Source organism: Rhodococcoides trifolii (genome assembly GCF_014635345.1).
Taxonomy (GTDB): domain Bacteria; phylum Actinomycetota; class Actinomycetes; order Mycobacteriales; family Mycobacteriaceae; genus Rhodococcoides; species Rhodococcoides trifolii.
In genome coordinates this window covers 376,886-398,759 of sequence record NZ_BMCU01000005.1, presented here as the reverse complement: position 1 = coordinate 398,759, position 21,874 = coordinate 376,886, and the positions used below count along the sequence as shown (strand labels likewise).

Annotated in this window: 20 protein-coding genes; 6 read left to right on the top strand and 14 right to left on the bottom strand. The window is 64.6% G+C overall.

What is annotated here, in order from left to right; all coding sequences use genetic code 11:
- Nucleotides 1-8: 8 nt before the first annotated feature.
- The 6 genes from IEW02_RS21765 to IEW02_RS21740 form a co-directional block, all read right to left on the bottom strand.
- Nucleotides 9-785 (bottom strand): enoyl-CoA hydratase/isomerase family protein, encoded by a 777-nt coding sequence (locus tag IEW02_RS21765; protein WP_188546985.1) that lies wholly within the window; start codon nucleotides 783-785, stop codon nucleotides 9-11.
- Nucleotides 782-3,031, bottom strand: a complete 2,250-nt coding sequence (locus tag IEW02_RS21760; RefSeq protein ID WP_188546984.1) for a CaiB/BaiF CoA-transferase family protein — start codon at nucleotides 3,029-3,031, stop codon at nucleotides 782-784. The genes IEW02_RS21765 and IEW02_RS21760 overlap by 4 nt, the downstream gene beginning before the upstream one ends.
- Before the next feature lie 11 nt (nucleotides 3,032-3,042).
- Nucleotides 3,043-4,584 (bottom strand): AMP-binding protein, encoded by a 1,542-nt coding sequence (locus IEW02_RS21755; RefSeq protein WP_188546983.1) that lies wholly within the window; start codon nucleotides 4,582-4,584, stop codon nucleotides 3,043-3,045.
- Complete coding sequence (gene dmpG, locus IEW02_RS21750; RefSeq protein ID WP_188546982.1) at nucleotides 4,581-5,606, bottom strand: 4-hydroxy-2-oxovalerate aldolase; 1,026 nt, start codon at nucleotides 5,604-5,606, stop codon at nucleotides 4,581-4,583. Before dmpG ends, IEW02_RS21755 begins: the two co-directional genes overlap by 4 nt.
- Entirely contained in the window at nucleotides 5,603-6,556 is a 954-nt protein-coding gene (locus IEW02_RS21745) for an acetaldehyde dehydrogenase (acetylating) (protein WP_188546981.1), read from the bottom strand. Before IEW02_RS21745 ends, dmpG begins: the two co-directional genes overlap by 4 nt.
- A gap of 111 nt (nucleotides 6,557-6,667) precedes the next feature.
- Nucleotides 6,668-7,501 (bottom strand): IclR family transcriptional regulator, encoded by an 834-nt coding sequence (locus IEW02_RS21740; RefSeq protein WP_188546980.1) that lies wholly within the window; start codon nucleotides 7,499-7,501, stop codon nucleotides 6,668-6,670.
- Between the two features lie 239 nt (nucleotides 7,502-7,740).
- Between IEW02_RS21740 and IEW02_RS21735 the strand changes: the two genes are divergently transcribed.
- Complete coding sequence (locus IEW02_RS21735) at nucleotides 7,741-9,186, top strand: aldehyde dehydrogenase family protein (protein ID WP_188546979.1); 1,446 nt, start codon at nucleotides 7,741-7,743, stop codon at nucleotides 9,184-9,186.
- A gap of 184 nt (nucleotides 9,187-9,370) precedes the next feature.
- Here IEW02_RS21735 and IEW02_RS21730 read toward each other — a convergent pair whose 3' ends face one another.
- Genes IEW02_RS21730 through IEW02_RS21715 form a run of 4 tightly spaced genes read right to left on the bottom strand, consistent with a single transcriptional unit; the run spans nucleotide 9,371 to nucleotide 13,171 of the window.
- The gene (locus IEW02_RS21730; protein ID WP_188546978.1) at nucleotides 9,371-10,669 is read right to left on the bottom strand and encodes a hypothetical protein; all 1,299 of its coding nucleotides are present in this window, start codon (nucleotides 10,667-10,669) and stop codon (nucleotides 9,371-9,373) included.
- Nucleotides 10,666-11,079, bottom strand: coding sequence for a hypothetical protein (locus IEW02_RS21725; protein ID WP_188546977.1), 414 nt, complete (start codon nucleotides 11,077-11,079; stop codon nucleotides 10,666-10,668). Before IEW02_RS21725 ends, IEW02_RS21730 begins: the two co-directional genes overlap by 4 nt.
- The gene (locus IEW02_RS21720) at nucleotides 11,076-11,255 is read right to left on the bottom strand and encodes a hypothetical protein (RefSeq protein ID WP_188546976.1); all 180 of its coding nucleotides are present in this window, start codon (nucleotides 11,253-11,255) and stop codon (nucleotides 11,076-11,078) included. The genes IEW02_RS21725 and IEW02_RS21720 overlap by 4 nt, the downstream gene beginning before the upstream one ends.
- Nucleotides 11,252-13,171, bottom strand: a complete 1,920-nt coding sequence (locus IEW02_RS21715) for a hypothetical protein (RefSeq protein WP_188546975.1) — start codon at nucleotides 13,169-13,171, stop codon at nucleotides 11,252-11,254. The genes IEW02_RS21720 and IEW02_RS21715 overlap by 4 nt, the downstream gene beginning before the upstream one ends.
- 270 nt (nucleotides 13,172-13,441) lie before the next feature.
- Between IEW02_RS21715 and IEW02_RS21710 the strand changes: the two genes are divergently transcribed.
- Both IEW02_RS21710 and IEW02_RS21705 read left to right on the top strand, forming a co-directional pair.
- Entirely contained in the window at nucleotides 13,442-14,035 is a 594-nt protein-coding gene (locus IEW02_RS21710; protein WP_188546974.1) for a TetR/AcrR family transcriptional regulator, read from the top strand.
- Nucleotides 14,036-14,243: 208 nt separating this feature from the next.
- Nucleotides 14,244-15,341, top strand: coding sequence for a PucR family transcriptional regulator (locus tag IEW02_RS21705; protein WP_188546973.1), 1,098 nt, complete (start codon nucleotides 14,244-14,246; stop codon nucleotides 15,339-15,341).
- A 245-nt stretch (nucleotides 15,342-15,586) separates the two neighbouring features.
- Here the strand turns inward: IEW02_RS21705 and IEW02_RS21700 are convergent, their stop codons facing one another.
- On the bottom strand, nucleotides 15,587-16,438 hold the full coding sequence (locus tag IEW02_RS21700; protein WP_188546972.1) for a helix-turn-helix transcriptional regulator: 852 nt from the start codon (nucleotides 16,436-16,438) through the stop codon (nucleotides 15,587-15,589).
- A gap of 45 nt (nucleotides 16,439-16,483) precedes the next feature.
- Between IEW02_RS21700 and IEW02_RS21695 the strand changes: the two genes are divergently transcribed.
- On the top strand, nucleotides 16,484-17,302 hold the full coding sequence (locus tag IEW02_RS21695) for an SDR family NAD(P)-dependent oxidoreductase (protein WP_229746217.1): 819 nt from the start codon (nucleotides 16,484-16,486) through the stop codon (nucleotides 17,300-17,302).
- Nucleotides 17,303-17,352: 50 nt separating this feature from the next.
- Here IEW02_RS21695 and IEW02_RS21690 read toward each other — a convergent pair whose 3' ends face one another.
- The gene (locus IEW02_RS21690; protein WP_188546971.1) at nucleotides 17,353-18,573 is read right to left on the bottom strand and encodes an MFS transporter; all 1,221 of its coding nucleotides are present in this window, start codon (nucleotides 18,571-18,573) and stop codon (nucleotides 17,353-17,355) included.
- Nucleotides 18,574-18,776: 203 nt separating this feature from the next.
- The gene (locus tag IEW02_RS21685; RefSeq protein ID WP_229746216.1) at nucleotides 18,777-19,463 is read right to left on the bottom strand and encodes a GntR family transcriptional regulator; all 687 of its coding nucleotides are present in this window, start codon (nucleotides 19,461-19,463) and stop codon (nucleotides 18,777-18,779) included.
- Nucleotides 19,464-19,536: 73 nt separating this feature from the next.
- Here IEW02_RS21685 and IEW02_RS21680 point away from each other — a divergent pair, with 73 nt between their 5' ends.
- Together IEW02_RS21680 and IEW02_RS21675 are read left to right on the top strand one after the other, a co-directional pair.
- Entirely contained in the window at nucleotides 19,537-19,953 is a 417-nt protein-coding gene (locus tag IEW02_RS21680; protein WP_188546970.1) for a VOC family protein, read from the top strand.
- Nucleotides 19,950-20,711 (top strand): SDR family NAD(P)-dependent oxidoreductase, encoded by a 762-nt coding sequence (locus IEW02_RS21675; RefSeq protein WP_188546969.1) that lies wholly within the window; start codon nucleotides 19,950-19,952, stop codon nucleotides 20,709-20,711. The genes IEW02_RS21680 and IEW02_RS21675 overlap by 4 nt, the downstream gene beginning before the upstream one ends.
- A 105-nt stretch (nucleotides 20,712-20,816) precedes the next feature.
- Here the strand turns inward: IEW02_RS21675 and IEW02_RS21670 are convergent, their stop codons facing one another.
- A complete protein-coding gene (locus IEW02_RS21670; RefSeq protein WP_188546968.1) occupies nucleotides 20,817-21,872 on the bottom strand; it encodes an Ldh family oxidoreductase in 1,056 nt (351 codons plus the stop codon).
- Between the last annotated feature and the right edge of the window lie 2 nt (nucleotides 21,873-21,874).

Sequence of the window (21,874 nt, the reverse complement as noted above, 5' to 3'; positions counted from 1 at the left end):
CGCACAGCTCACCGACCCTCGAATCGCGCAGGGCGCTTGTCGAGGAACGAGCCGATGCCCTCGTCGGCGTCACGCAATTCGAGATTGGCCATGACGTGCTCCTCTTCGACCGCCATGGCGTCGTCGATGGACAGGTGTAGGCCGCGATCGATCACGGATTTCACCAAACCGATCGTGGCAGTGGGGCGATCCGCAAGGCGGCGTGCCTCGCGGGCCACGACCTCCTCGAAATCGTCACCTGCGACCACGTCGACCAAGCCTTCTCGCAGTGCTTCCTCCGCGGTGAATTTGGTGGCGTCGACGATGAATCGCTTGGCCCGATGTGCGCCCACCAATCGGGGCAGCCGTTGCGATCCACCGGCACCGGGAAAGATTCCGAGATCTGTCTCCGGAAATCCGAACACAGCCTCCGCGTGCAGGATTCGCAGGTCGCAGGCCAGCGACAGCTCGGCACCTCCGCCGAGAGCATGACCGTTCAGCGCTGCAATCACCGGCTTGGGAGCCAGTTCGAGGAGGCGTTGCACCACCACCCATCGGCGCATGTCGCGGTAGGTGTCGGGATCGAGTCGGTGCATGACGCGCAGATTCGCTCCGCCGACGAAGATCCGATTCTTGCCCCGAACCACCACACACCGAACCGTCGGGTCGTCCAGTACGGCGGGAAGATGGGTGATCATGGATTCGATGAGTTCCGGATCGACGATGTTGATCGGTCCGTGGTCGATCACCACGGTGACGATGTCGCCGTCGCGCTCGTAGCGGTGACCGGTCGGTTCGGTGCTCATGAAAGAACTCCTTCGTTGTGCAGGTCGGCCAGCTCGTCCGCAGTCAGACCCAGCTGTTCGACGAGGATCTCATCGGTGTGTTGGCCCAGAAGTGGTGCTGCTGTACGTAATTCACCCGGGGTAGCGGACAGGTGCGCGACGAGGCCCTCGTGCGCAACGGATCCGGCAATCGGGTGTTCGAGCGTGCGGTAGAAGTTGCGGGCTCGCAGCTGTACGTCCGTCTCCACCAGGTCCCGCCCGTCGCGGACGGGATATGCCGCGATGCCCTGGTTCTGCAGGCGTTCCGCGAGCAGGTCTGCGTCCAACGCCGCGGCCGCGTGTGTGAGCGCTTCCCATGGATCGTGTTCGGCGGCTGCCGAGATCCCCGTGAGCGCCTCGCGCAGTGCGTCGGGAGTACAGCTCCCGATCGCTATCCATCGGTCTTCGCCGAGACTCCTCAGAATCCGCCCGGCGTCGGTCGGAACCCTATCTGCCAGTTGGCCTTCGAGCGCCGCGGAGCCCAAATGGGACGCCATTGCCTCGAGCTGCGACAGATCGACGTGACCGCCTTCGCCGCGATAGAGCAGTTCGAGTGTGCCGATGACAGCCGCATTCGCAGCTACCATGTCGCCGAGTCCGAAGGTGAGCCCCTGTGGATCGCGATCGGATCGTGCTGTCTCTGCGGTCAATCCGGACATGGCTGCGAGGGTGTCGGCGAACGTCACGGCGTCGCGCCACGGTCCGGTCTGGCCGGTTCCGGCCATCGACACCAACACCACGCCCGGGTTGATCTTGCGGAGTTGTTCGTAATCGAGCCCCCAGCGTGCCAGGACGCCGGGGCTGAAGTTTTCGACGACGACGTCGACATCTGCGGCAAGTCGACGCAGGAGGTTTTGACCGGCTTCGGTTTTCAGATTCAACGCAACGCTCCTCTTGTTGCGGTTGAAATTGAGGAAGTAGCCACCGTCGTCGAACCCGGCGTCGGGACGCAGTCTCATCCCCGGCGAGAAGCGGGTGGGATCCTTTCGGTGGAAAGACTCCACCTTGAGGATGTCGGCACCGTGTTCGGCAAAAGTTTTGGTGACGTACGGGCCGGCGAGAACCCACGTCAGATCCAGAACGCGGACCCCGTGTAGTGCACCGGGGGCTGTCTGCGGATCGGCCGTTGCGTTGTCGAAGTGCCGTTGCTCGGTCCACACATCACGAGCCTCGACATATCGGGGTTCATTCAGGCGCACGGGTCGCGGCAACGCGGGGGACTCCCAGCCGAAGCCCACATCGCGGTAGCTGCCCTTGCTCCCGCTGTCTACGAAGAACCGCCGATCGATCAGCTGGGGATTGTTCAGCAGCGCCGGCCCGCTCGCGACCTCGGCCCACGGCAGCGCTCTGCGGCGAGCCTCCTCGGCGAATGGTCCGGCCGGACGTCGACCGGTGAAACGGGACACCACTGCATCCACATGCGCTCGCTCGCGCCACCGAATCTCGTTGTCCTGCCAGCGCTCGTCCGCCAGATCCTCGGCCTCGCCTTCTTCGACCATCCACGCCAGAAGGTCCGTCCACATGCGGGGGGATCCGGAGTAGCCGCCGGCGAGGAACCCGTCGGATGCCCGGAAGACTCGGTGGGCGACGTGGCCGTAGATGCCTGATGTGCGTCCGGGAATCGTCCCGCCGTGAATCCACGAGATGGCGCCGATCTCGAGGGTGGCGGCGACAGCTTCTTGCGCCGAGATCTCGACCAATTGACCTGCGTTCGTGCGACGTCGCGCAATGAGGGCGAGCAGTGCCCCGATGGCACCGTGGGTGCCGGCGAGTTGGGTTCCTTGCTCGCGTGGCGGTGGCTCGGGTGCCTGACCGGTATCACCGCACAGCCACGCCATGCCGCCCGCTGCGGTGATCACGGTGTCGTCGCCGAGCCATTCCCGTCGCGGACCCGAAATTCCGAAAGGCGTGATCACCGTGTGCACGATCCCGGTCCACAGCGACGGCTGTGAGTCGCGCAACGCAAGGGTGCGAAGCGCGGGAACGGGGCCGGACTCGAGCACCACGTCGGCCCTAGCGACGAGTTCGATCAACGTGGTGTCCGAGACTGTGCCCGATTGTCGAAGAACTTTCTTCCCGGCGTGCCAGTGCAGGCGCTCAGCCGCCGAATCCGAATCGTCGTGCAGGACAACTCGGACCACGTCGGCACCGAGCCCTACGAATACGCGCGCGGCCTGATATCCCAGCCGGTCGGTGAGGTCCAGTACGCGAATCGCGGGATCGGACACAGTGAAAGCTCCTAATCATGTTGGTGCGCTTCGGCATCGAACGCGCCTGTGGGTATCCCGCGATCACGTAGTGCGCGCCGGTTGAGTTTCTTGCTGGCCGTGGTCGGCAAAGCCGTCTCCACGGTGACGTAACGAGGAACGGCGTGACGCGGTAGTTCCTGCGCGCAGTAGCGCAGTAGTTCGTGGGGGTGAATGCGTCGCCCGTCGTAGGGGACGACGGCGAGCAGAACCTCGTCTTCCGTCAGCTCGGATGGCACGCCGACAGCAGCAGCCTCGGCGACATCCGGGTGGCCCGACGCTACCCATTCCACGCGTTCGGCATCGACGGTCAAGCCCCGACGTCGAATGGTGTCCGCGGTTCGCCCCTCGTAGTAGAGCCATCCGTCGACCAGCCGCCCGCGGTCACCGGTGACGAACCAGCCGTCACGCCACGCTCTTCGGGTGATCTCGGGCTCTCCGATGTACTCGGTGAACGTCAGATTTTCACCACGCGGACGTACCTCGAGCGAGCCGACTTTTCCGTAGTCCACCGGACGTCCGTCGTCGTCCACCACGCGTAGTCGGTAATCGTCGACGACTCGACCGGCCGCGCCCGCGTTCGGAGCCGCACCGGTTGTGGCCACATCACCGAGCTCGGTCGACGCATACGCTTGCCGGATTTCGACGTCGAAACGATCGGCCACGCTGTGGAACATCCACTCCGGTGCCGGCCCGCCGTATGCGCGCGAAATGCTATGGGCGCGATCGGCTTCGGTGGCGGGGGAACGAAGCAGTATCGCGAAGACTGCACCCATGAAGTTGAAGGCGGTGATGTTCTCTTCTCTGGCGGTGCGCCAGAACCGTCGCGCGGAGAAGTCGTCGACAACCAGGCGGGCTCCCGACATCACTGCTGGGAGGAACGCTGCATGCCGGGCATTGACGTGTTGCCAGGGAAATACGTTGAGCAGGACATCGTCGGAGCCGTAATCCATAGCGTGGCAGACACGTCGGGCCTGACCGAGCCCGACGCCGTTGCACAGGAGCGCGCCTTTCGGGCGTCCCCCAGTACCCGACGTGACCATGATCGTGGCCGGGTCGCCCGCAGTCGACCGATGACGCGACGGCGTGGTCCCGGCCTTATCCGTCACCGCAGCCAGGCCGTCGAAGTGACCGTCGACAGTCATCGCTGCGACACCGACTGATTCAGCGAGCCGAATCAGATGCGGCTCCATGGCCAGCCGCGCCGGAGACGCGACAACGAGTGACGCGTCACCCACAGTGAACAGCTGACGAGCGACGTCGGGATCCAGAGCCGTCGGGATCGGGAGCTCGATTGCTCCCAGCCAGGAGATGGCCGTGGTGAGTGTCGCGGCCGCGGGTCCGGATGAACACGCGGTCGCGACGACGCTGCCTGCCCCGACGACGGCGGCCATCGAGCCGGCCATGGCCAGCGCGTCCTCGAATAGCCGACCGGCGCTGATGCTCGGCCCGCCGACGCGGCGGACCACTTCACCGTCAGCGTCGGCTTGCGCACGGAGCTCGACCGCCTCGGCCCACGAGGTCGGGGCAATCACGCCGGCTGTGCTTCCCTTTCGGCCACAAGACCGAGAGCGATATCGATGATCATGTCTTCCTGGCCACCGACCAGTCTGCGACGGCCACATTCCATCAGCAGGTCACGAACGTCGACTCCATACGCGCTCGAGGCAGCTTCCGCATGCCGAAGGAAGCTCGAGTACACGCCTGCGTAGCCCAGCGTCAGAGTTTCGCGGTCGACGCGTACCGGTCGATCCTGAAGCGGACGAACGATGTCGTCAGCGGCGTCCTGAAGCGCGAACAGGTCACTTCCGTGAGTCAATCCGGTGAGATTCGCAGCGGCGATGAAGGCCTCGATGGGGCAGTTGCCGGCCCCGGCACCGTGTCCGGCCAGCGACGCGTCCACCCGATGTGCGCCGCTTTCGACAGCGACCAGCGAGTTGGCAACGGACAGAGACAGATTCTCGTGGGCGTGGATCCCGATCTGGGTTTCCGGTTCGAGAACGTCGCGGTAGGCGCGAACCCGCGCCTGGACATCGCCCATCGTCAGACGACCACCGGAGTCGGTCACGTAAACGCAGTGGGCGCCATACGATTCCATCAACTTGGCTTGCTGTGCCAATGCCGCAGGCTCTGCCATGTGCGACAACATCAGGAAGCCGGACACATTCATCCCGATCTCGCGGGCCGCCGCAATGTGCTGGGCCGAGATGTCCGCTTCGGTGCAGTGGGTGGCAACGCGCACCGACCGGACTCCGAGGGAGTACGCGCGCTTCAGGTCGTGGATCGATCCGACGCCGGGGAGCAGGAGAGTGGTGAGGGTGGCGCGTTCGATCACCGACGCGGCAGCCTCCAACCACGCCCAGTCGCTGTGCGATCCCGGACCGTAGTTCAGTGACGAACCCGCCAACCCGTCGCCGTGTGCCACCTCGATGGCATCGACGCCGGCAGCGTCGAGCGCGACGACGATTCGAGCAACGTCGGTGGTGGACATGCGGTGCCGGACGGCGTGCATTCCATCCCGCAGCGTGACGTCCTGGACGTAGATGGGAGTGCTCAACGTAGTGCCACCTTTCGGGCTGCGATGCGCTCGGCGACCTGAATGCCGGCGGAGGTCATGATGTCGAGATTGCCTGCGAATGCGGGGAGATAGTCTGCGGCACCTTCGACTTCGAGGAACACCGAGACCTGATGCGTGGGCCTTGCGTCGGTCGGGTCGGCGAGGAGCGTTTCGACGGGCTGATCGTCGGGGATTGCGACAACCTGGATCTCCTGTTTCAACCGATAGCCGGGCACGTACGCGGAGACATCAGCCACCATCGAGGACACGGATTCACGTATGCGTTCGGTGAGCGCACCTCGGTTGTCGTCGGTAACAAGAGCAAAAACCGTGTCGCGCATGATGAGCGGAGGCTCTGCCGGGTTGAGGACGATGATCGCCTTGCCGCGTGCTGCGCCGCCGACGGTTTCGATTGCGGCCGAGGTGGTCTCGGTGAACTCGTCGATGTTCGCACGGGTTCCCGGCCCGGCAGATCGGGACGCGATCGAGGCCACGATCTCAGCGTAGGCAACGGGAACGACGCGGTTGATCGCCGCGACCACCGGTATGGTTGCCTGCCCGCCGCAGGTGACCATGTTGACGTTGCGTGCATCGACATGGTTCTCGAGGTTGACGGCCGGGATGACGTACGGTCCGATCGCAGCCGGGGTCAGGTCGATCATTGTCTTTCCCAATGGTTCGAGCCGAGCGGCATTGGCCTGGTGGGCTTTTGCCGACGTTGCATCGAACACGATGTCGATCTCGTCGAACCCGTCGAGCTCGATCAATCCCTCGACGCCACGATGGGTGACGGGTACGCCGAGCGTCCGAGCACGGGCGAGGCCATCGGAGTCGGGATCGATTCCGACCATGGCACCCATTTCGAGTACCCGGGAGCGCCCGATCTTCATCATCAGATCGGTCCCGATGTTTCCGGATCCGATGATGGCGACTCTGGTGGCGATTGGCATGGGCTTACCTCACTCACGGACTGCGACGTTGCTGCCGTTGTGGCAGAACCAGTCCAGCTTCACAGCTGCACGACGATCGACGCACGAATCGGGTCCGTTGAGCGATACGGCCTACGCCAACCGTTGCGCGGCAAAGACACCGGGCGTGGTCATTGCCGCGCGTGTGTGCTGCCGAGTGATCGCGTGCGACGCGAGCCGCAACGCGTTGACAAGTGCGGCATCACCGGTGTGGTCCACCGGCACTGTCAGGGACAGTGCCGCGATGGCGTTGTCGCCGGAGTCGTAGATGGGCACGGCGAAGCTCTTGTATCCGACCAGAGCTTCTTCGCGCTCGGTGGCCAGGCGCTGGCTTCGGATCGACACCAACTCGCGGCGAACGGCCTGCAGATTTCGCGCGCTCTGGGAGGTCAGCCGCGGAAAGTCGCTCTCGACAAGCTGTTCGAGAAGGTAGTTGGGATCGGGAGCCATCGCCAGAAGGAGCTTTCCCGATGCGGTGCACGTCAGTGGAAGACGGCCCCCGACGCGAGAGAGCGAGTGCACACTGCGTGTTCCCCCCAGCTTTTCCAGGTAGCAGGTATGCGTGCCTTCGAGAATTGCCAGATGAGCGGTACCGCGCGTAGATGCGACCAGATCGACGAGGACCGGCCGGCCCACCCGGCGAAGCAACGACGTGTTTCCCGCACGTTGACTCAAGGCGAACACGCTGAATCCGATGCGGTACTCGTGCCCGACGCGCTCGAGCAAGCCAAGAGCGACCAACTCCTGTGCCAACCGGTAGACCGACGGCTTGGGAACGCCGCTGCGCTGACAGAGGTCGACCAGACGGAGGGAGTCGCTGTCCCCATCGAAGGCCGAGAGTATCGAGAAAGCCTTTCCGAGCACAGAATTGGGCGGTGCCAGTGATGAGTCCTCATCCAGGTCGAACGGGTGTGCCAACACCGACATGTTTGCCTCCTGCGCTTACGGGTGACGGGTGTGCGCCTCGTCACATTCACCAGCATTATCCAGATGGATAACAATGTCCAGCCCAGTGAGCGAATCGCAACGCGGTGTTTACGACGCGTCGAACATTCGGGGGTCGGTTCGGTCACCGAAACTCCTCGATACGGCGCTGGCCTGCGGCTGGCACATTGGACCGTCGAAGTCCGATATGGCGCTCGCCGAACGAGATGTTGAGGGAACACATGCACAACACGCAGTTGCTCATCGCACACGAGTGGGTCGATGCCTCCGATGGCAGTACCGGCGAGACCGTGGATCCGGCTACCAACCAGGTGATCGGACGGTTCGCCGAAGCCACGATCTCGGACGTCGACGCTGCGGTCGCTGCAGCACGTACCGGGTTCGAGTCGGATGCGTGGCAGGGGATGAGCCCGGATGCACGCGGGCAGCTCCTGTGGCGGATCGCTGACTTGCTCGACCGAGACGCCAAGGAAATAGCAGCACTCGAAACCGCTGACCAGGGGCAGCCGACGTTCATGAGCGTCGGCGTCAACCTTCCGCTGACCGCTCAGGTCTTCCGGTACTACGCGGGCTATGCCACCAAGATCGAAGGCACCGTCTCGCCCGTGTCCATTCCCGGGAACCTGAGCTTCCAGCAGCGGGTACCGGTCGGTGTGTGCGCGCTGATCACCCCGTGGAACTTCCCGCTGGCCATCGCTGCGTGGAAGCTGGCACCGGCCCTTGCCACGGGTAATGCGGTAATCCTCAAGCCTGCCGAACAGACGCCGCTGTCCACCATGAAGCTGGTGGAATTGTGTCTCGAAGCGGGAGTGCCCGCAGGCGTGGTCAACCTGTTGACCGGAGGACCCGAAGTCGGTAAAGCGTTGGTGTCCCATCGAAATGTCGACAAGGTGTCGTTCACCGGCTCGACCGAGACCGGACAGCACATCGTTCGAGCCTCGGCCGGAAATCTCAAGCGAGTATCGCTCGAACTCGGTGGAAAAGCTCCCAGCATCATCGCGGCCGATGCCGACATCGACGCTGCCGTCGCCGGCAACCTGCAGGGCGCAGTGTTCAACACGGGACAGGCCTGTGGTGCCTACACCCGCTTCTTCGTGCACAGCTCACGCGCCGAGGAGTTCACCTCCAAGATCGCCGCAGCAGCCGACGCCTTGCCGATCGGTCCCGGATTCGATCCGTCGACCGTTATCGGCCCCCTGGTATCGCAGGAGCATCTCGATCGTGTGCATTCCTACGTCGAATCCGGTCGGTCGCAGGGGGCCGAATTGGTGACCGGTGGAAGCCGCGTCCAAGGAGATCTGTCAGACGGCTTCTTCTACAGGCCAACGGTTTTCGCCGGAGTGCGCGACGACATGACCATCGCACGTGAGGAAATCTTCGGGCCGGTGCTGTCGGTCATGGCGTACGACGACGAGGACGAGGTCATCGCCCGGGCGAACGACACGGACTACGGGTTGGCTGCAGTGGTGTGGACGAAAGCACTCGACACCGCACTCTCACTTCCGCCGAAACTGCGCTTCGGCACAGTGTTCGTCAATCAGTTGCCGTTGCTCGACCCGGCATCGCCCTGGGGTGGTTTCGGGATGAGTGGCTGGGGCCGGGAATTCGGTTCCCATTCGATCGATGCTTACACCGAAGTCAAGACGACGTTCATCAACCTCGCTTAGAAGGCCGCGTCAGCACGGCGGTGGCCAAGGTCCGTCCATAGGTGTTTCAATCTCGGCCGAAGGTAGCTGATCGGATAGCTCTCGCTCCGCCGACGCGGATCTATACGTCGAATCACTCGTGTCCCTTCGAGCTGAGTTGCCGCGGGTGCGAAAGCTGCCGTTGGTATAAGTCCAGGGGCGGAGTTCAGGCGCCGAACAGCAGATACAGCCCGAGGAACGTATAGAGGACCATGACGATCATCAGTGCCAATTCACCAAGCAGCGCATGCCTTTTCGGAATCAGCCTCAGTGCCGCGTCGTGGGCCAGCGTCACGCCGACGACGTGCCCGACGACCACGCTCAACACTGTCACGCTCGCAACGACGGTCGGATGGGACGAGAGCGTGTAGTTCACCGACGCGTCCGCGATGCCCAATGGGTTCCAGCCGCGATCGAACGGATCGAACAATGTGAAGACGCTCTGCTGACCTTTCTCCACCAGATAGGTCAGGTAGTGGGCGAAGAAGTAGCCGACGACGATGGGAATCAGCGAATGTGCGAGCAGGCCCGGCAGCTGCGCGCGCCGCTCCGTGGTCACTCCACCGGTTGCGCGCGCGGCGAGGTGAAAGAGCCCGCCCACGACGGCGACGCACGCCAGGATCCCGAGCGTGCGCGCCGCCACTGGATCACCGGCATCCCGGACGAGGTTCTTCCACGTCGGTGTCTGCGCCAACGAGTCGAACGCTGTGGAGCCCAACAGCATCGCCAGAACGGTGACCGTCCCTCGCCGGACGGGTAGCGTCGCAGCACCGTCGAGCGGGTTGCGCAGCACCACCCGACGGGTCTCAGGGTCGCGCGCCATTACCGACAACCGCGCAACGGTGTCGCTGAATACCTCGAAAGGGTCGGCCCGTACGAACCACTCTTCGCCGAACACGAGTGCGCCGCCCAACATGACAACCACGTACAGCAGGCACCACACCCGCACGGCTGCAACGGAACCCGGGTCGCTTGACGCCAGTTCGAGCCACACGAAGGCGAACAGTCCAACCACGGCGGGTAGCACACCGATGCCCTGCGGCATGGTTCGACGGGCGCGCACGGGGAGCGTCCGGTAGACGGCGCGGACGGGGGACACGATGCGCCAGACGGGCCCGAAAAACAGTGACGCAGGAACAAGCCCCACCCACACGAGAACATAGAACACCCCGAGCAGCGCATTGGACGAGTCCTGCGGTCCGATGACCGACGCAATGCTTGTCCACCCTGCTACTGCCACCGACGCCGCGCCGAGCGCCCCTCGAAACAGCGGCGCATCGACCACGCGCGCCAGCGGTGTCGCCGTCCAGTATCGCCGCGGGTTCAGTCGGGGGGTCTTCCACGCCAACAACAAGATTGCGAACGATGCTGCCAGCGCCCACGCTCCACCGATGAGTGCGTAAGTGACGGGGATGGGGAGATCGGACGAGCCGCCGAGTCCGTGCGCGAGAAGCGTCTCGCTCACGGCCGAACGAGAATCGTGGCGACGGTGACGTCTGCCTCGTGCAGCTCGACGTCGACGGAACCGGGGACGTCGACGGTGAAGCGGAATTCCTGACCGTCACCCACCTCGACCGGAAAACTGTGCTCTGGAACGGAATGCACGTGGATCTCATCGGCGGCATCACTGTTCACCGTCACCACGATCTCCTGGCCGACCTTCCCCTCGACGCGTTGATCGACCGGCGTCACCTCACCGCCGGCGATCGTGACCCCGAGTGAGGTGGTGGGCGTGGGTGCGGCCGACGACTCGGCGACGGAGGCTCCCGCGACAGAGGTGCCCGGCGGCGGAAGCTGGGTCTCCGGTTCCGACTGCGAACACCCTGCCACGATCAATGCCACCGCCGTCGCCCCGACGAGGACGGCGCGTCTCATGCCGTGTCCTCCCTGTCGTTGGCATCCTTCAATTCGTTTTCGGCGCGCTCGGCACGCCGGTCGCGCACGACGATGACGATCACCACGAGGGCGATGAGCAGCGCCGGGATGACGGCCGGAAGTGCCAGCACGACAGAGTGATCCGCCAGGTAGATCACGTTCGGGGGCGGTGTCATACGCGACTGCGCTCCTTGCTGCCCGTGGCGGCGGTGTTTCCGGGGGTGGCCAGGCTGATGCGCGCGGCACCCCAGGACAGCGACCAGATCAATGCCAATGAGCAGGCCAAGACGACGAGGCAGGCGACCGTGAACAGCCATGCGGGGTGATCGAAGCTGCGTTCACGCTGGAGGAGTTTGGTCTCGTACTGCAGTTCACGGGTGAACTGCGACGTGGCCGGAACCTCCTCGGCGCCGATGCCTTCGTCGGCGGCCATGAAGACGGGTGCGCCGGCCATGGTGCGGCCGTCCTGCACGCGCAGGAATGTCTTCCATGTCCCGTCGACGGGCACCGAGCGGGTGGAGCGGTACTCCCCGGGGCCGGTGCGCTGGAGGTTGTCGACGACTAGTCCGTGCAGCGAGTCGCCCGCGCCCTGCCACGCGAGGATGGACACCCATTCGGGGTCGTCGGAGACCAGGTCGCTCGGGTCGAGGCGCACGGTCGCGGTGACCATGCGGAAACCGTCGACCCGCGGTGCGTCGGTCAGTGACACGGTGGCGGACGCTCCCTGTGGGACATCGATCATCAGTCCGTTGGCGACGCTGCCGCCGAGCACCAACACCATCGCCACGACGATGGAGCGTCGGACGGCTGGCCGAGGGATGCCCTCGCCGCTGAGCGCCTGTGCGAACAGTCCGGCGGTGAGCCCGACGACGAGACCGGCCGGGATGCAGGTGGCGAGCGCCTCGACCCACATGCTGCTCGGCCACGGGTAGAGGAAGACGGCGTCCACCCAGAGCGACTCGAAGTAAAGGCCGACGGTTCCGACCGCGACACCGGCGACTGCGCCGAACAGGATGCGGCGCTTGATCAGTGCGGTCAGCCCCAGGATCTCCACCACGACGGCCATGCCGAGGTACAGGGTGAAGACGCTGTGTGGCTCACCGAGGACCGGGCCGACGACGAGAGCTGTGATCTCGCGGATGACGGCGGCGAATGCGACGGCGAACAGCGCGGATCCGCGCCCCACCATGAGGCGGGCGCCGATGAGCGCGAAGGCGCCGGCCGCCGTCATCAGTAGCGGCTGGAAGACGAGGCGGAACTGCTCGACGCCGAAGTCGTACTCGATCTGGAAGACGGACAGGCCGATGACCAGACCACCGAAGGCCGAGCTGCGCATGAACCAGGTGATGATCGAGCGCTTGCGCGAGTCGACGGCCTGCGCCGGATCCGCCTTCGTCTCGCCATCGGGTTCACCGGCGGTGGCGGCGGTGGTCACGGCGGTGGACGCCATCGCGACGCGACCCTCGTGCTCGAGCAGTAGCACGCCAACGAGCGAGAGTCCGGCGCCGCCGATGAGCATGAGGTGCGTGGGTCCCCACAGCGTGACGTCTTGGCCGAACATGCGGTGCCAGATGTCGTCCAGCGGGAAGCCGATCAGCGCGTAGAGGCCGGAGCCGGCGATGAGGAGTCCGCCGGTGGGGGCGTACCAGGTCCGGGTGATCTTGATGGCCGCCGGCCCGGGCTTCTCGTCGCGCGGCAGGATGATGGCCAGCGCGCCGGTGATGAACAGGAAGAACAGACCGACCAGGATGAAGTAGTGCGCCGGGTTGGCCAATGGGCCCTCGTCGCGACCCCGTCCGATGTGCAGGCTGACGTCCCAGATGAAGCCGAAGAACGCGGTGAGGATTGTCGAGATGAACAACACCACCGGCAGCGCGACCCACCCGGGACGATGCAACTTCGCGCCCGCGAAGTCGGCGAGACGTTGGAGCCAAGTGATGCGTCCGGTCCGATGCATCACAGCGAGGTACAGCAGGAAGATCGAGATGACGCCCGCTGCTGCGGTCATGCCGAACACCTGATCGAGAGCAGCTCCGCCACCGGCCGGCGCCTGCGCGATCACGTTACTCGAAGTAACACTTACATAATTCACGCCTCGGATTATGCATGCAACGGGGCAGAGACACCAGAGAATCAATCCTGACGCAGCGACCGGTGCACCGAACCCGGTTGGATGCTCCCGGCGCCACTGCCCGGGTCGGCGGTTCTTCGGTGTGCGAAACCGTTGAAGGATTGTTCACCGAGCTCTGGTGGCAATTCTCGGTCGCCTCGAGTGTCCTGGAGTCGAGTTGTGTTGTCAGGGCACGGTGGCTTCGCCGTTTACGATGCGTGGGGCCCTGATGCCGAGCGGGAAGTTGTGCCGATGCCGAAGATCGTCGACCACGATGACCGACGGGCGGCCATCGTCGCAGCCGCGAAGAGGCTGATCGCGGCGAACGGCGCTGAGGGCATGACGATGCGCGACCTCGCCACCGAGGCCGGATACGCCAACGGTGCATTGAGTTACTACTTCGCCGGTCGTCAGGAGATCGTGCAGACCGCGTTCGAGAACGTCGTCGCAGCCACCGACGATCGCATCGACGCGGCGAGTGTCGGTTTACGAGGACTCGGCGCTCTACGCGCGATGTGCTGTGAGATTTTGCCCCTGACCAAGACGACCGTCCTGGAGTCACGAGTTGTATTGGCGCTGTGGCAATTCGCGGCGAGCAATCCGTCGATGGCGTCTCTCGACAATGCCGCAATCGACCGATGGACCCAGGCACTTCGCGGTCATCTGCGGGATGCGATCGCCGATGGCGAAGTTGCCGAGGAGGTTCCCGTCGAGCTCAAAGTCGACGTTTTGATGCATTTCATGGTCGGTATGCAAGTCACGGCCGCGCTGAACCCGGATGCCGCGTCCTCGGCGGTGCAGCGGTCCATGCTCGACGACGTCATCGGATCCTGGCGGACTCGGTAGTCGTCGCTTATTGGGACGATTACAGCGCTCGGCTGGTGATGGAAGTGACTTTTACCAACTTGGCCGGATGACGACCTGTCGATGTTGGCGTCACCTATATTTCTACAAGCGTTGAAATACTCGCGTGGCCTTCTTGCGGGCAGCAGCGACGACGGTCGTCCGTGCTGTCGCATGAGGTCGCGCAAAATCTACTGACCGGAGTGGGAATGTGTTGACGCAGTGTCGAGTAGGCGGCACGTTCACGCGGGTCGCCGCCGGCGAGCCCCCACGATCGTCGCCGTCCGAGTTCATCGCCGCGTGGATGGCTGCAGCCACCGTACGCACGGTCCGTGATGGTCAAGATGTGCCGGAGGACCACCGTCGAGCCCTGAAGGCCGTTGTGGCCGAATGGGTGTCATCCGGAGTCGAGGTCGACTCCGTTCTCGAGGCCTGCCGCGACGGTGGTGCCCACGTCCTGTCGGACTGGGCGAACGAACCGTACGCGGACAGGCTGACGGTCTCGAGCACGGTCGTCCGACTGGTCAGTGAGTGCACCATCGCGGTGAACAACGCATTCTCCTACCGTTCGAGGAGTCACACCGACGACGAGGACGCGGCAAGGGCAGAACTTGCACACGCGCTGATCCTCAATCGCCCGCACCGCACCGAACTCGCTGTGCAACTGGGGATGACGTTGTCGTCTCACTACGTCGTCGTGGTGCTCGACGTCTCGCGTGCGGCCGGTAACCGACGGGCTGTTGCGATACGCGGAGCCATCGACTCCGTTTTCGGACGGGTCCACGGCGCTATGTTCGTTCTGGGTGTTCGCGCAGTCACGGTGTTGGTTCCGGCGCCTGCCGAGAAAGAATCCATCGACGCGCTGGTGGCTCGACTCGACGGTGTTCTCGGGGCGTCGATCATGGCTGCGACGGCCGAGGCAGACTCGACGGACCTGGCAAGGACGATCGACTTCGCATTCGAGTTGATCACGATAGCAACATCATTGGGTCGTCGGAACAAGCTGTACCGGACGCACGAGCTCGTTCTGGAGTATCAGATGTCCCGGCCAGGTCCGGGTCGTGACGCTATGGCCGCGGTGCTCGATCCGCTTCGTGACCGACCGGTCCTGCTCGACACCATCACCACGTACATCAAATGTCAGCAGAGTCGCCGGCTCGCGTCGAAGGCGCTCTACATTCACACCAACACGTTGGACAACAGGCTGAGGAAGGTCTCCGAAGTCCTTGGTTTCGACATCGGATCCGTGGTGGGTCAGCGGAAACTGGAAGCTGCCATCTTCTTGGAGGATCTGGACAGAGCCGTCTGACGGCTGCACCGGCGGCGGTCGAACGGTGGCGCTGTGCATGATCGGTCTGGGTGCGTTGACGACAGTCCGTTCCAGGCTGCGGAGCAGGGGTGGCGAGGGTTCGTCTGATTGGGGTGAGCTACCCAACCGAAGTGGCTGCGGTCGAAGCTGTCCGACGCGATATCCCGGCTGTGAACGTATTCCTGCGGACGGAGTCGTGGGTGCGGGGAGGGTGCGGACCGACCGATCGATTCACCGTCCGCGCGTCAGCCCATCGACTCGGCAGATGCCGGACCCCACGACGCCAACATTGGAAGTGCCCGAGCAGTAGACGACTCGGGCTCGACGGTATAGATGACCAAACGTTGCTCCGGATCATGGGGCGACACAAGAGATTCGATGCCGAAAGCGAGTCGGCCGACCACGGGATGAGCGATCTTCTTGTCGACGGACGTGCGATCCGCTACACCGTGATCGTCCCACCACCGGGCGAAGTCATCACTTGCCGAACGCAATTCGTCGACCAGAGCGATCAATCGAGCGTCGGCGGGATGGCGACCGACCTCGTAGCGCATCGCCCCCACCGCGGCCGACGCGTAATCGGACCAGTTGACGATGCGCTCGCGCGCACGCGGGTCCAGGAAGAGCCAGCGCACCAACACCGCGCCCCCAGCGATCTCCTCGCCGAGGACTGCCCGCACCAGCCTGTTGCACGCCAGGATCTCCGACCGGCGCCCGAGGAGGAGCGCGGGAACGTGATCCATGGTGGTCAGCACCCGAAGCAGACCGGGATCGGGATGCTGCGCGGATTCCCACGTACTGGGCTGTCCCCGGCGAATCGGGGCTGCGAGGTTCCGTAGGTGTGCATCCTCGATCTCGTCGAGGCGCAAGGCTCGGCTGAGGGCGTCGACGATGTCGTCGGTGACCGTGTGCTGACGGCCCTGCTCGAGTCGACTGTAGTGATCGGGGCTCAGTCCGGCGAGCACCGCTAGTTCTTCCTTGCGAAGGCCCGGAACTCGCCTCGGTCCGGGGAACGGCGCAATCCCCGCCGTCGCCGGCGTGAGTGCGTCACGCCGTGACCGGAGGAATGCTCCGAGTGCGGATCTGTCTGCTGGCACGCTGCTCAGATTACGGAGACTCCGCTACGTTCGCCTGGTCCCGCCGTGACCAGGCAGCGCTCGCCCTGGTGCGATGCACTGCCGGACGGTGAACTGGTCGTCATGAACAACCCATTGCATTTGTCCGACCGCACCGCCGTCGTCACCGGCTCGACGAGCGGAATAGGCGCCGCCACCGCCCGCACACTCGCGGCCCGCGGAGCTCGCGTCGTGATCACCGGCCGCGATGCGGAACGTGGCGCACAGCTGGTCGCCGAGATCGAACGCGACGGCGGATCCGCCGTGTTCGTGAGCGGCGACCTTACCGCCGCGCCGACCGACCTGCGCCGCCTCGCAGACCAGTGGACCACCGCTCTCGATGGACGGGTCGACATCCTGGTGCACAACGCGGCGCTGTGCCCGGCCGTCGACACCGTCTCCCTCACCGACGCCGATCTGGACGCGACACTGGCCGTCAACATCCGGGCACCGCACGTGCTCACCGCCGAACTTGCCCCGGCGATGGCCGAACGCGGGAGCGGGTCGATCGTCGTCGTCGGGTCGTGGATGGCAACGGTCGGCCATGCATTCGTCGGCCTGTACTCCGCTACCAAGGCGGCCGAAGCTCAGCTCGCTCGAAGCTGGGCTGCCGAGTTCGGACCACGGGGGGTGCGAGTGAACACCGTCGCGCCCGGCGCCACCCGCACTCCGATCAACGATTCGGACGGCGATGTCATTGCTGCGATGACCGCCGGCATACCGGCCGGCCGGCCGGGTACACCCGAGGAGATCGCGTCTGCCATCGCCTGGGTGGTCTCGGACGAGGCGGCCTACCTGCATGGGGCGACGATCCCGGTGGACGGTGGCATCACCGGAACCCGTTAGGCGGCGGTGGCGGAGGTTCTCGTGGAGTGCATCCGACGCGCTATGCAGCCCTACCCGGTCAGCTCGTCCTCGACGAATGCCGGCTTGGCAAGTGTGATCGCCGGGATGGTCGCGATCAAGGCGACAGCGAGCAGGAACAGCAGTGGCAAGGTCCATCCGCCGCTCGCGTCGTGCAGCAGGCCGACGAGCAGTGGACCGAGCGCGCCGAGTGCATAAGCCACGCCCTGGGCGAACCCGCTGAGCGCGACGGTGCCGCCCTGGGTGCGCGTGCGTGAATTGATCAACACAAGGCTGATCGGAAACAGAATCGACCCCGAGCCGATGAGCAACACCCACAGCAGGGGAAGTGTCGCGGGCGCGAGCAAAAGGCCGAGATAACCGGACACGAAGCTGGCGATACCAGCGAAGATCAGCCAGCCGACGTTGCGAATCCGCACAGTCAACAGGGGCGCGAGGAGAGAGCCGGGAACACTGATCAGGCCGGTGACGGCGAGCAGGACACCCGCCTCGGTCGGTGTCGAGCCGGCAACGTCGCCGAGTATTTCGGGCAACCACGCGAAACCCGCGTAGGTGCAGATCGTGCTGGTCGAGAAGAGGACGGTGATCGACCGCGCCACACGCGAGCGCCACAGACCCGTAACGACCGCGGGCTGCGATGACTCAGCGGCGACGGCATCCGGGAGTCGCTGCCGTCGCTGTCTTGCGATACTCAGAAGCCACGGCACCAGCGCGATGGCCGAGGTCGCAGACCAGATGCCCAGCGAGACGCGCCAGCCGAACGCATCGGCTATGGGCGCCGCGAGGGCGGCGGGCACGGCAGTGCTCACCCCGACAATGCAGGCGTACACCGCGGTCAGCAGCGCGACCCGGTCGGGGAAGTACAGGCGCACGATCGACGGCAGCAGCACGTTACCGATACCCGTGCCGGTGAACGCGACAGCGCTGCCGATGAGCAGAACCGAGAAGCTCGGGGCGAACGCGCGAACGAGGTGGCCTGCGGTCATGAGCACCAGCGCGAGAACGATGCCGCCCTCGAGACCCAAACCTCGGGCGACGCGCGGCGCCAGGAATCCGGATGCCGCGAACAAGATTGGTGGCAGGGTGCCGAGCAACCCGACCCCGAGGTCGGAGATAGGGACGTCCTCGCGAATGTCGCCGAGGATCGGCGAAATCGCAGCGACAGCCTGACGCAGTGTGAATGCGACGAGCACGATGCCCAGCAGCGCGGCCGCGCGTCCCGCCCACAGCGGAAGGCGTGGGCGCTCGGACACGCTCCGAGTCTAGGGTCGTCCCGCAGGGCAGCCCGCCAATTTTTTGTGTGGTGCCGGGGTCGGCCCGGTAACCCGCCACGACCTTTTCTTCAGTCCCGGAGAACCGCCACCAAGGCGGTGTTTGCGAGAAACCGCCTCTACTGATCTGTTGACGTTCTGATCGTTGCGCTGAATCCAGGATGTCTAAGTGACGTTGCAGCGAATTACATTTCGCCGTCCGATGGCATCGTGGCGAGCAGGAAATCGCGCGCTATGTGTACATGCCGTTCGGCTTCGCGGGCCACAGCGTCAATGTCACCTTGGATGAGGAGGTCGCGATAGTGATCGTGCTCGAGGCCGATGGCTTGACGATAGTCAGCGGAGCCCGCTCGGACGCGGCGCTGCTGAAAGAGTAGGACTTGTGAGCGTATGCCGGTCCAGGCGTCGGTGAGGCGCTGATTGCCGGCGATGTCGTACACCTGGTCGTGGAAGCGGAGATCCAACTCGACGAGCTCGGCCGGTGGTGCAGATCCGGCCCCGGCTTGGGAGAGGAGTCGCAGGGTCTCGTCGAGCTCACTGATGTTGTCGCGGCTGATACGGCCCGACGCGGTCACAGCGGCCAGGCGATCGAGGCCCGCGCGCAGATCGTAAACCTCACGTACGTCTCGCGCGGCGGCGTCGATTACCCGCGTGCCGCGATGCCATCCGCGAACGACAAGTCCCTCGGTCTCGAGAACGGCCAGCCCCTCCCGTAACGATCCCCGACTGACGTCGAGCATGGCGGCCAACTCGACTTCTCGAAGCGGGTCACCGGGCTCGAAGTGTCCACCCAGGATGGCTTCACGAAGCGCGTCGGCAGTCTCGGTTGCGAGCCCGCCCCGCCGTACCGGGACCACTCTGGAATCCATCATGTCTTAATGTTGACATTAGCGCTGTGTACGGCGCAAGCTCGAGCTTCAACCCCAGACTCGAGGAAATCCACCCATGCGTCCTGCTTTTCATCTCGCGATCCCCGTGAACGACCTCTCTGTCGCCCGCACCTTCTACGGAAACGTGCTCGGACTGTCCGAGGGCCGTAAAAGCGATCACTGGATCGATTGGGACTTTTACGGACATCAACTCGTCACCCACGTCGTGCCCTCCGGGTCGACGCCCGCCGGAACGAGCGAAGTCGACAATCACGATGTGCCGATTCCGCACTTCGGACTGCTATTGGGTCTCGATGAATTCAATGAACTCGCACAGCGCCTTCGCGCCGCCGGCATCGAGTTCGTGGTCGAGCCGTACCTGCGATTCCCGGGAACGTCCGCCGAGCAGTGGACCATGTTCTTCAAGGACCCGGTTGGCAACTCACTCGAGTTCAAATCATTCTCGGATGAATCGCAGGTGTTCGCCGCATGAGAACAATCCTGATCACCGGCGCCTCCACGGGGATAGGAGCGGCTGCAGCACGCCGATTCGCCGCGGGTGGTGATCACGTCGCAGTCCACTATTCGAGCAACATGTCAGCAGCGGAAGAAGTCCTCGCAAGCCTGTCCGGCGACGGGCACTCGCTGGTGCAAGGCGATTTGAGCGTTCCCGGTACAGCCGAAGCGATGGTGCACACAGTGGTGACCGGGCACGGGCAAGTCGACGTGCTCGTCAACAACGCTGGAAGCGCACCTAGCGCTGCGAACCGTCACCGCATCGGTGAAGTGAGCCAAGAGCTGTGGACTTCCACTTTTCGACGGATGGTGGACGTGAACTTGTTGGGAGCAGCCGAACTGACCTTCTGCGTTGCCGATCACCTCATAAAACGCGCGGCCCCCGGAGCGATAGTCAATGTGGGCTCCCGCGGCGCTTTCCGTGGCGAACCCGACTATCCGGCCTACGCCGCAAGCAAGGCAGGGTTGCATGCACTAGGCCAATCATTGGCCGTTGCACTCGCCCCCTACGAAATTTCCGTGACGTCCGTAGCTCCAGGGTTTATCGCATCTGCCCGCCAGGCCGACAAACTAGCCGGCGACGCCGGACCAAGCATCCGTGAGCAGAGTCCTTTCGGGCGCGTCGGCACACCCGAAGAAGTAGCCGCCGCCATTGTGTGGCTGGCATCTCCTGAAGCAATATGGTCCTCGGGAGCCATTCTCGATGCCAACGGTGCTTCGTACTTGCACACTTAGAATCAAGCACCTCGTGGGAGCTATGGTGCTCAACGCGTTTGCAGCCACCCATAATTCACAGAAATCCACCTTTCCGACTCGGGGACGGGCAGGCTGGTTGCGGGCTCAGAAGGGAAGCGTGGTTCCGGACTCCGATGCCAGCGTATTGAGGTCGTCGAGGGTTCGGTCGGCAAGGATCACTCCGCCGTCCGCCAGGTTGCGTTCTGCGGCAACGTCTTCGACTTCGCCGGGGTAGTAGATCCGGTCGTTTCCCTGCGCGAGTGGGGTGGAGTGCACTTCGTCGATGAGTCCCTGTACCGCGCCGAGGAACTGATCCGACGGGTCGGCGCTGCGGACGTCGATGGCGATGAACATGTGGCCGGCGCCGCTGGGTTGGTCGGCGACGTACGGGCCTTTCACTCCGGTTCCGGTGCGGCTGCCTGTCAGGGCGCCGGAGAGGATGTCCATCATGAAGGTGATGGCGTACCCCTTGTGGCCCGCCATCGGCAGGATGACGCCGTCGATGGCGTCCGAGGCGTCGGTGGTGATCCGGCCGTCGGTGTCCATGGCCCACGTGTCCGGGATGTCCTGGTTACGGTTGCGGGCGAGGTAGATCTTGCCGCGAGCGACGGCGGTGTTGGCGATGTCGACCACGACGGCGCCGCCGGGTGTGGGCGCGGGCGCGCCGATCGACCACGGGTTGGTGCCGAGCCTCTTTTCTCGTCCGCCCCACGGTGCCATGGCAGGGCTGGCGTTGGTGGTCAGGATCGACGCGCATCCGTCGAGGGCCGCGCGGCGGGTGTAGTACATCGCTGTGCCGAAGTGGTTGGAGTTACGGACCCCGACCATCCCGATGCCGAACGTGCGGGCTCGCTCGATCGCGGTCGTGCGGGCGAGTTCGGTGAGTACCTGTCCGATTCCGTTGCGGCCGTCGATGATTTGCAGTGCACCGGCGTCCGAGATCGTCTCCGGAGCTGTCACCGCGGTCATCGCGCCGGTCCGCAACCGGGCGATGTACCAGGGCAGGCGGAGCATTCCGTGCGATTGGTGGCCCCAGAGATCTGCCTGCACCAGGCTGTCCGCGACCAGACGGGCGTCGGCTTCGGGTACGTCGTAGGTCTGCAGCGCCGCGGTTGCGAACTCGACGAGCACGTCGGGCTTGATGCGGGTCACGTCGGTCATGG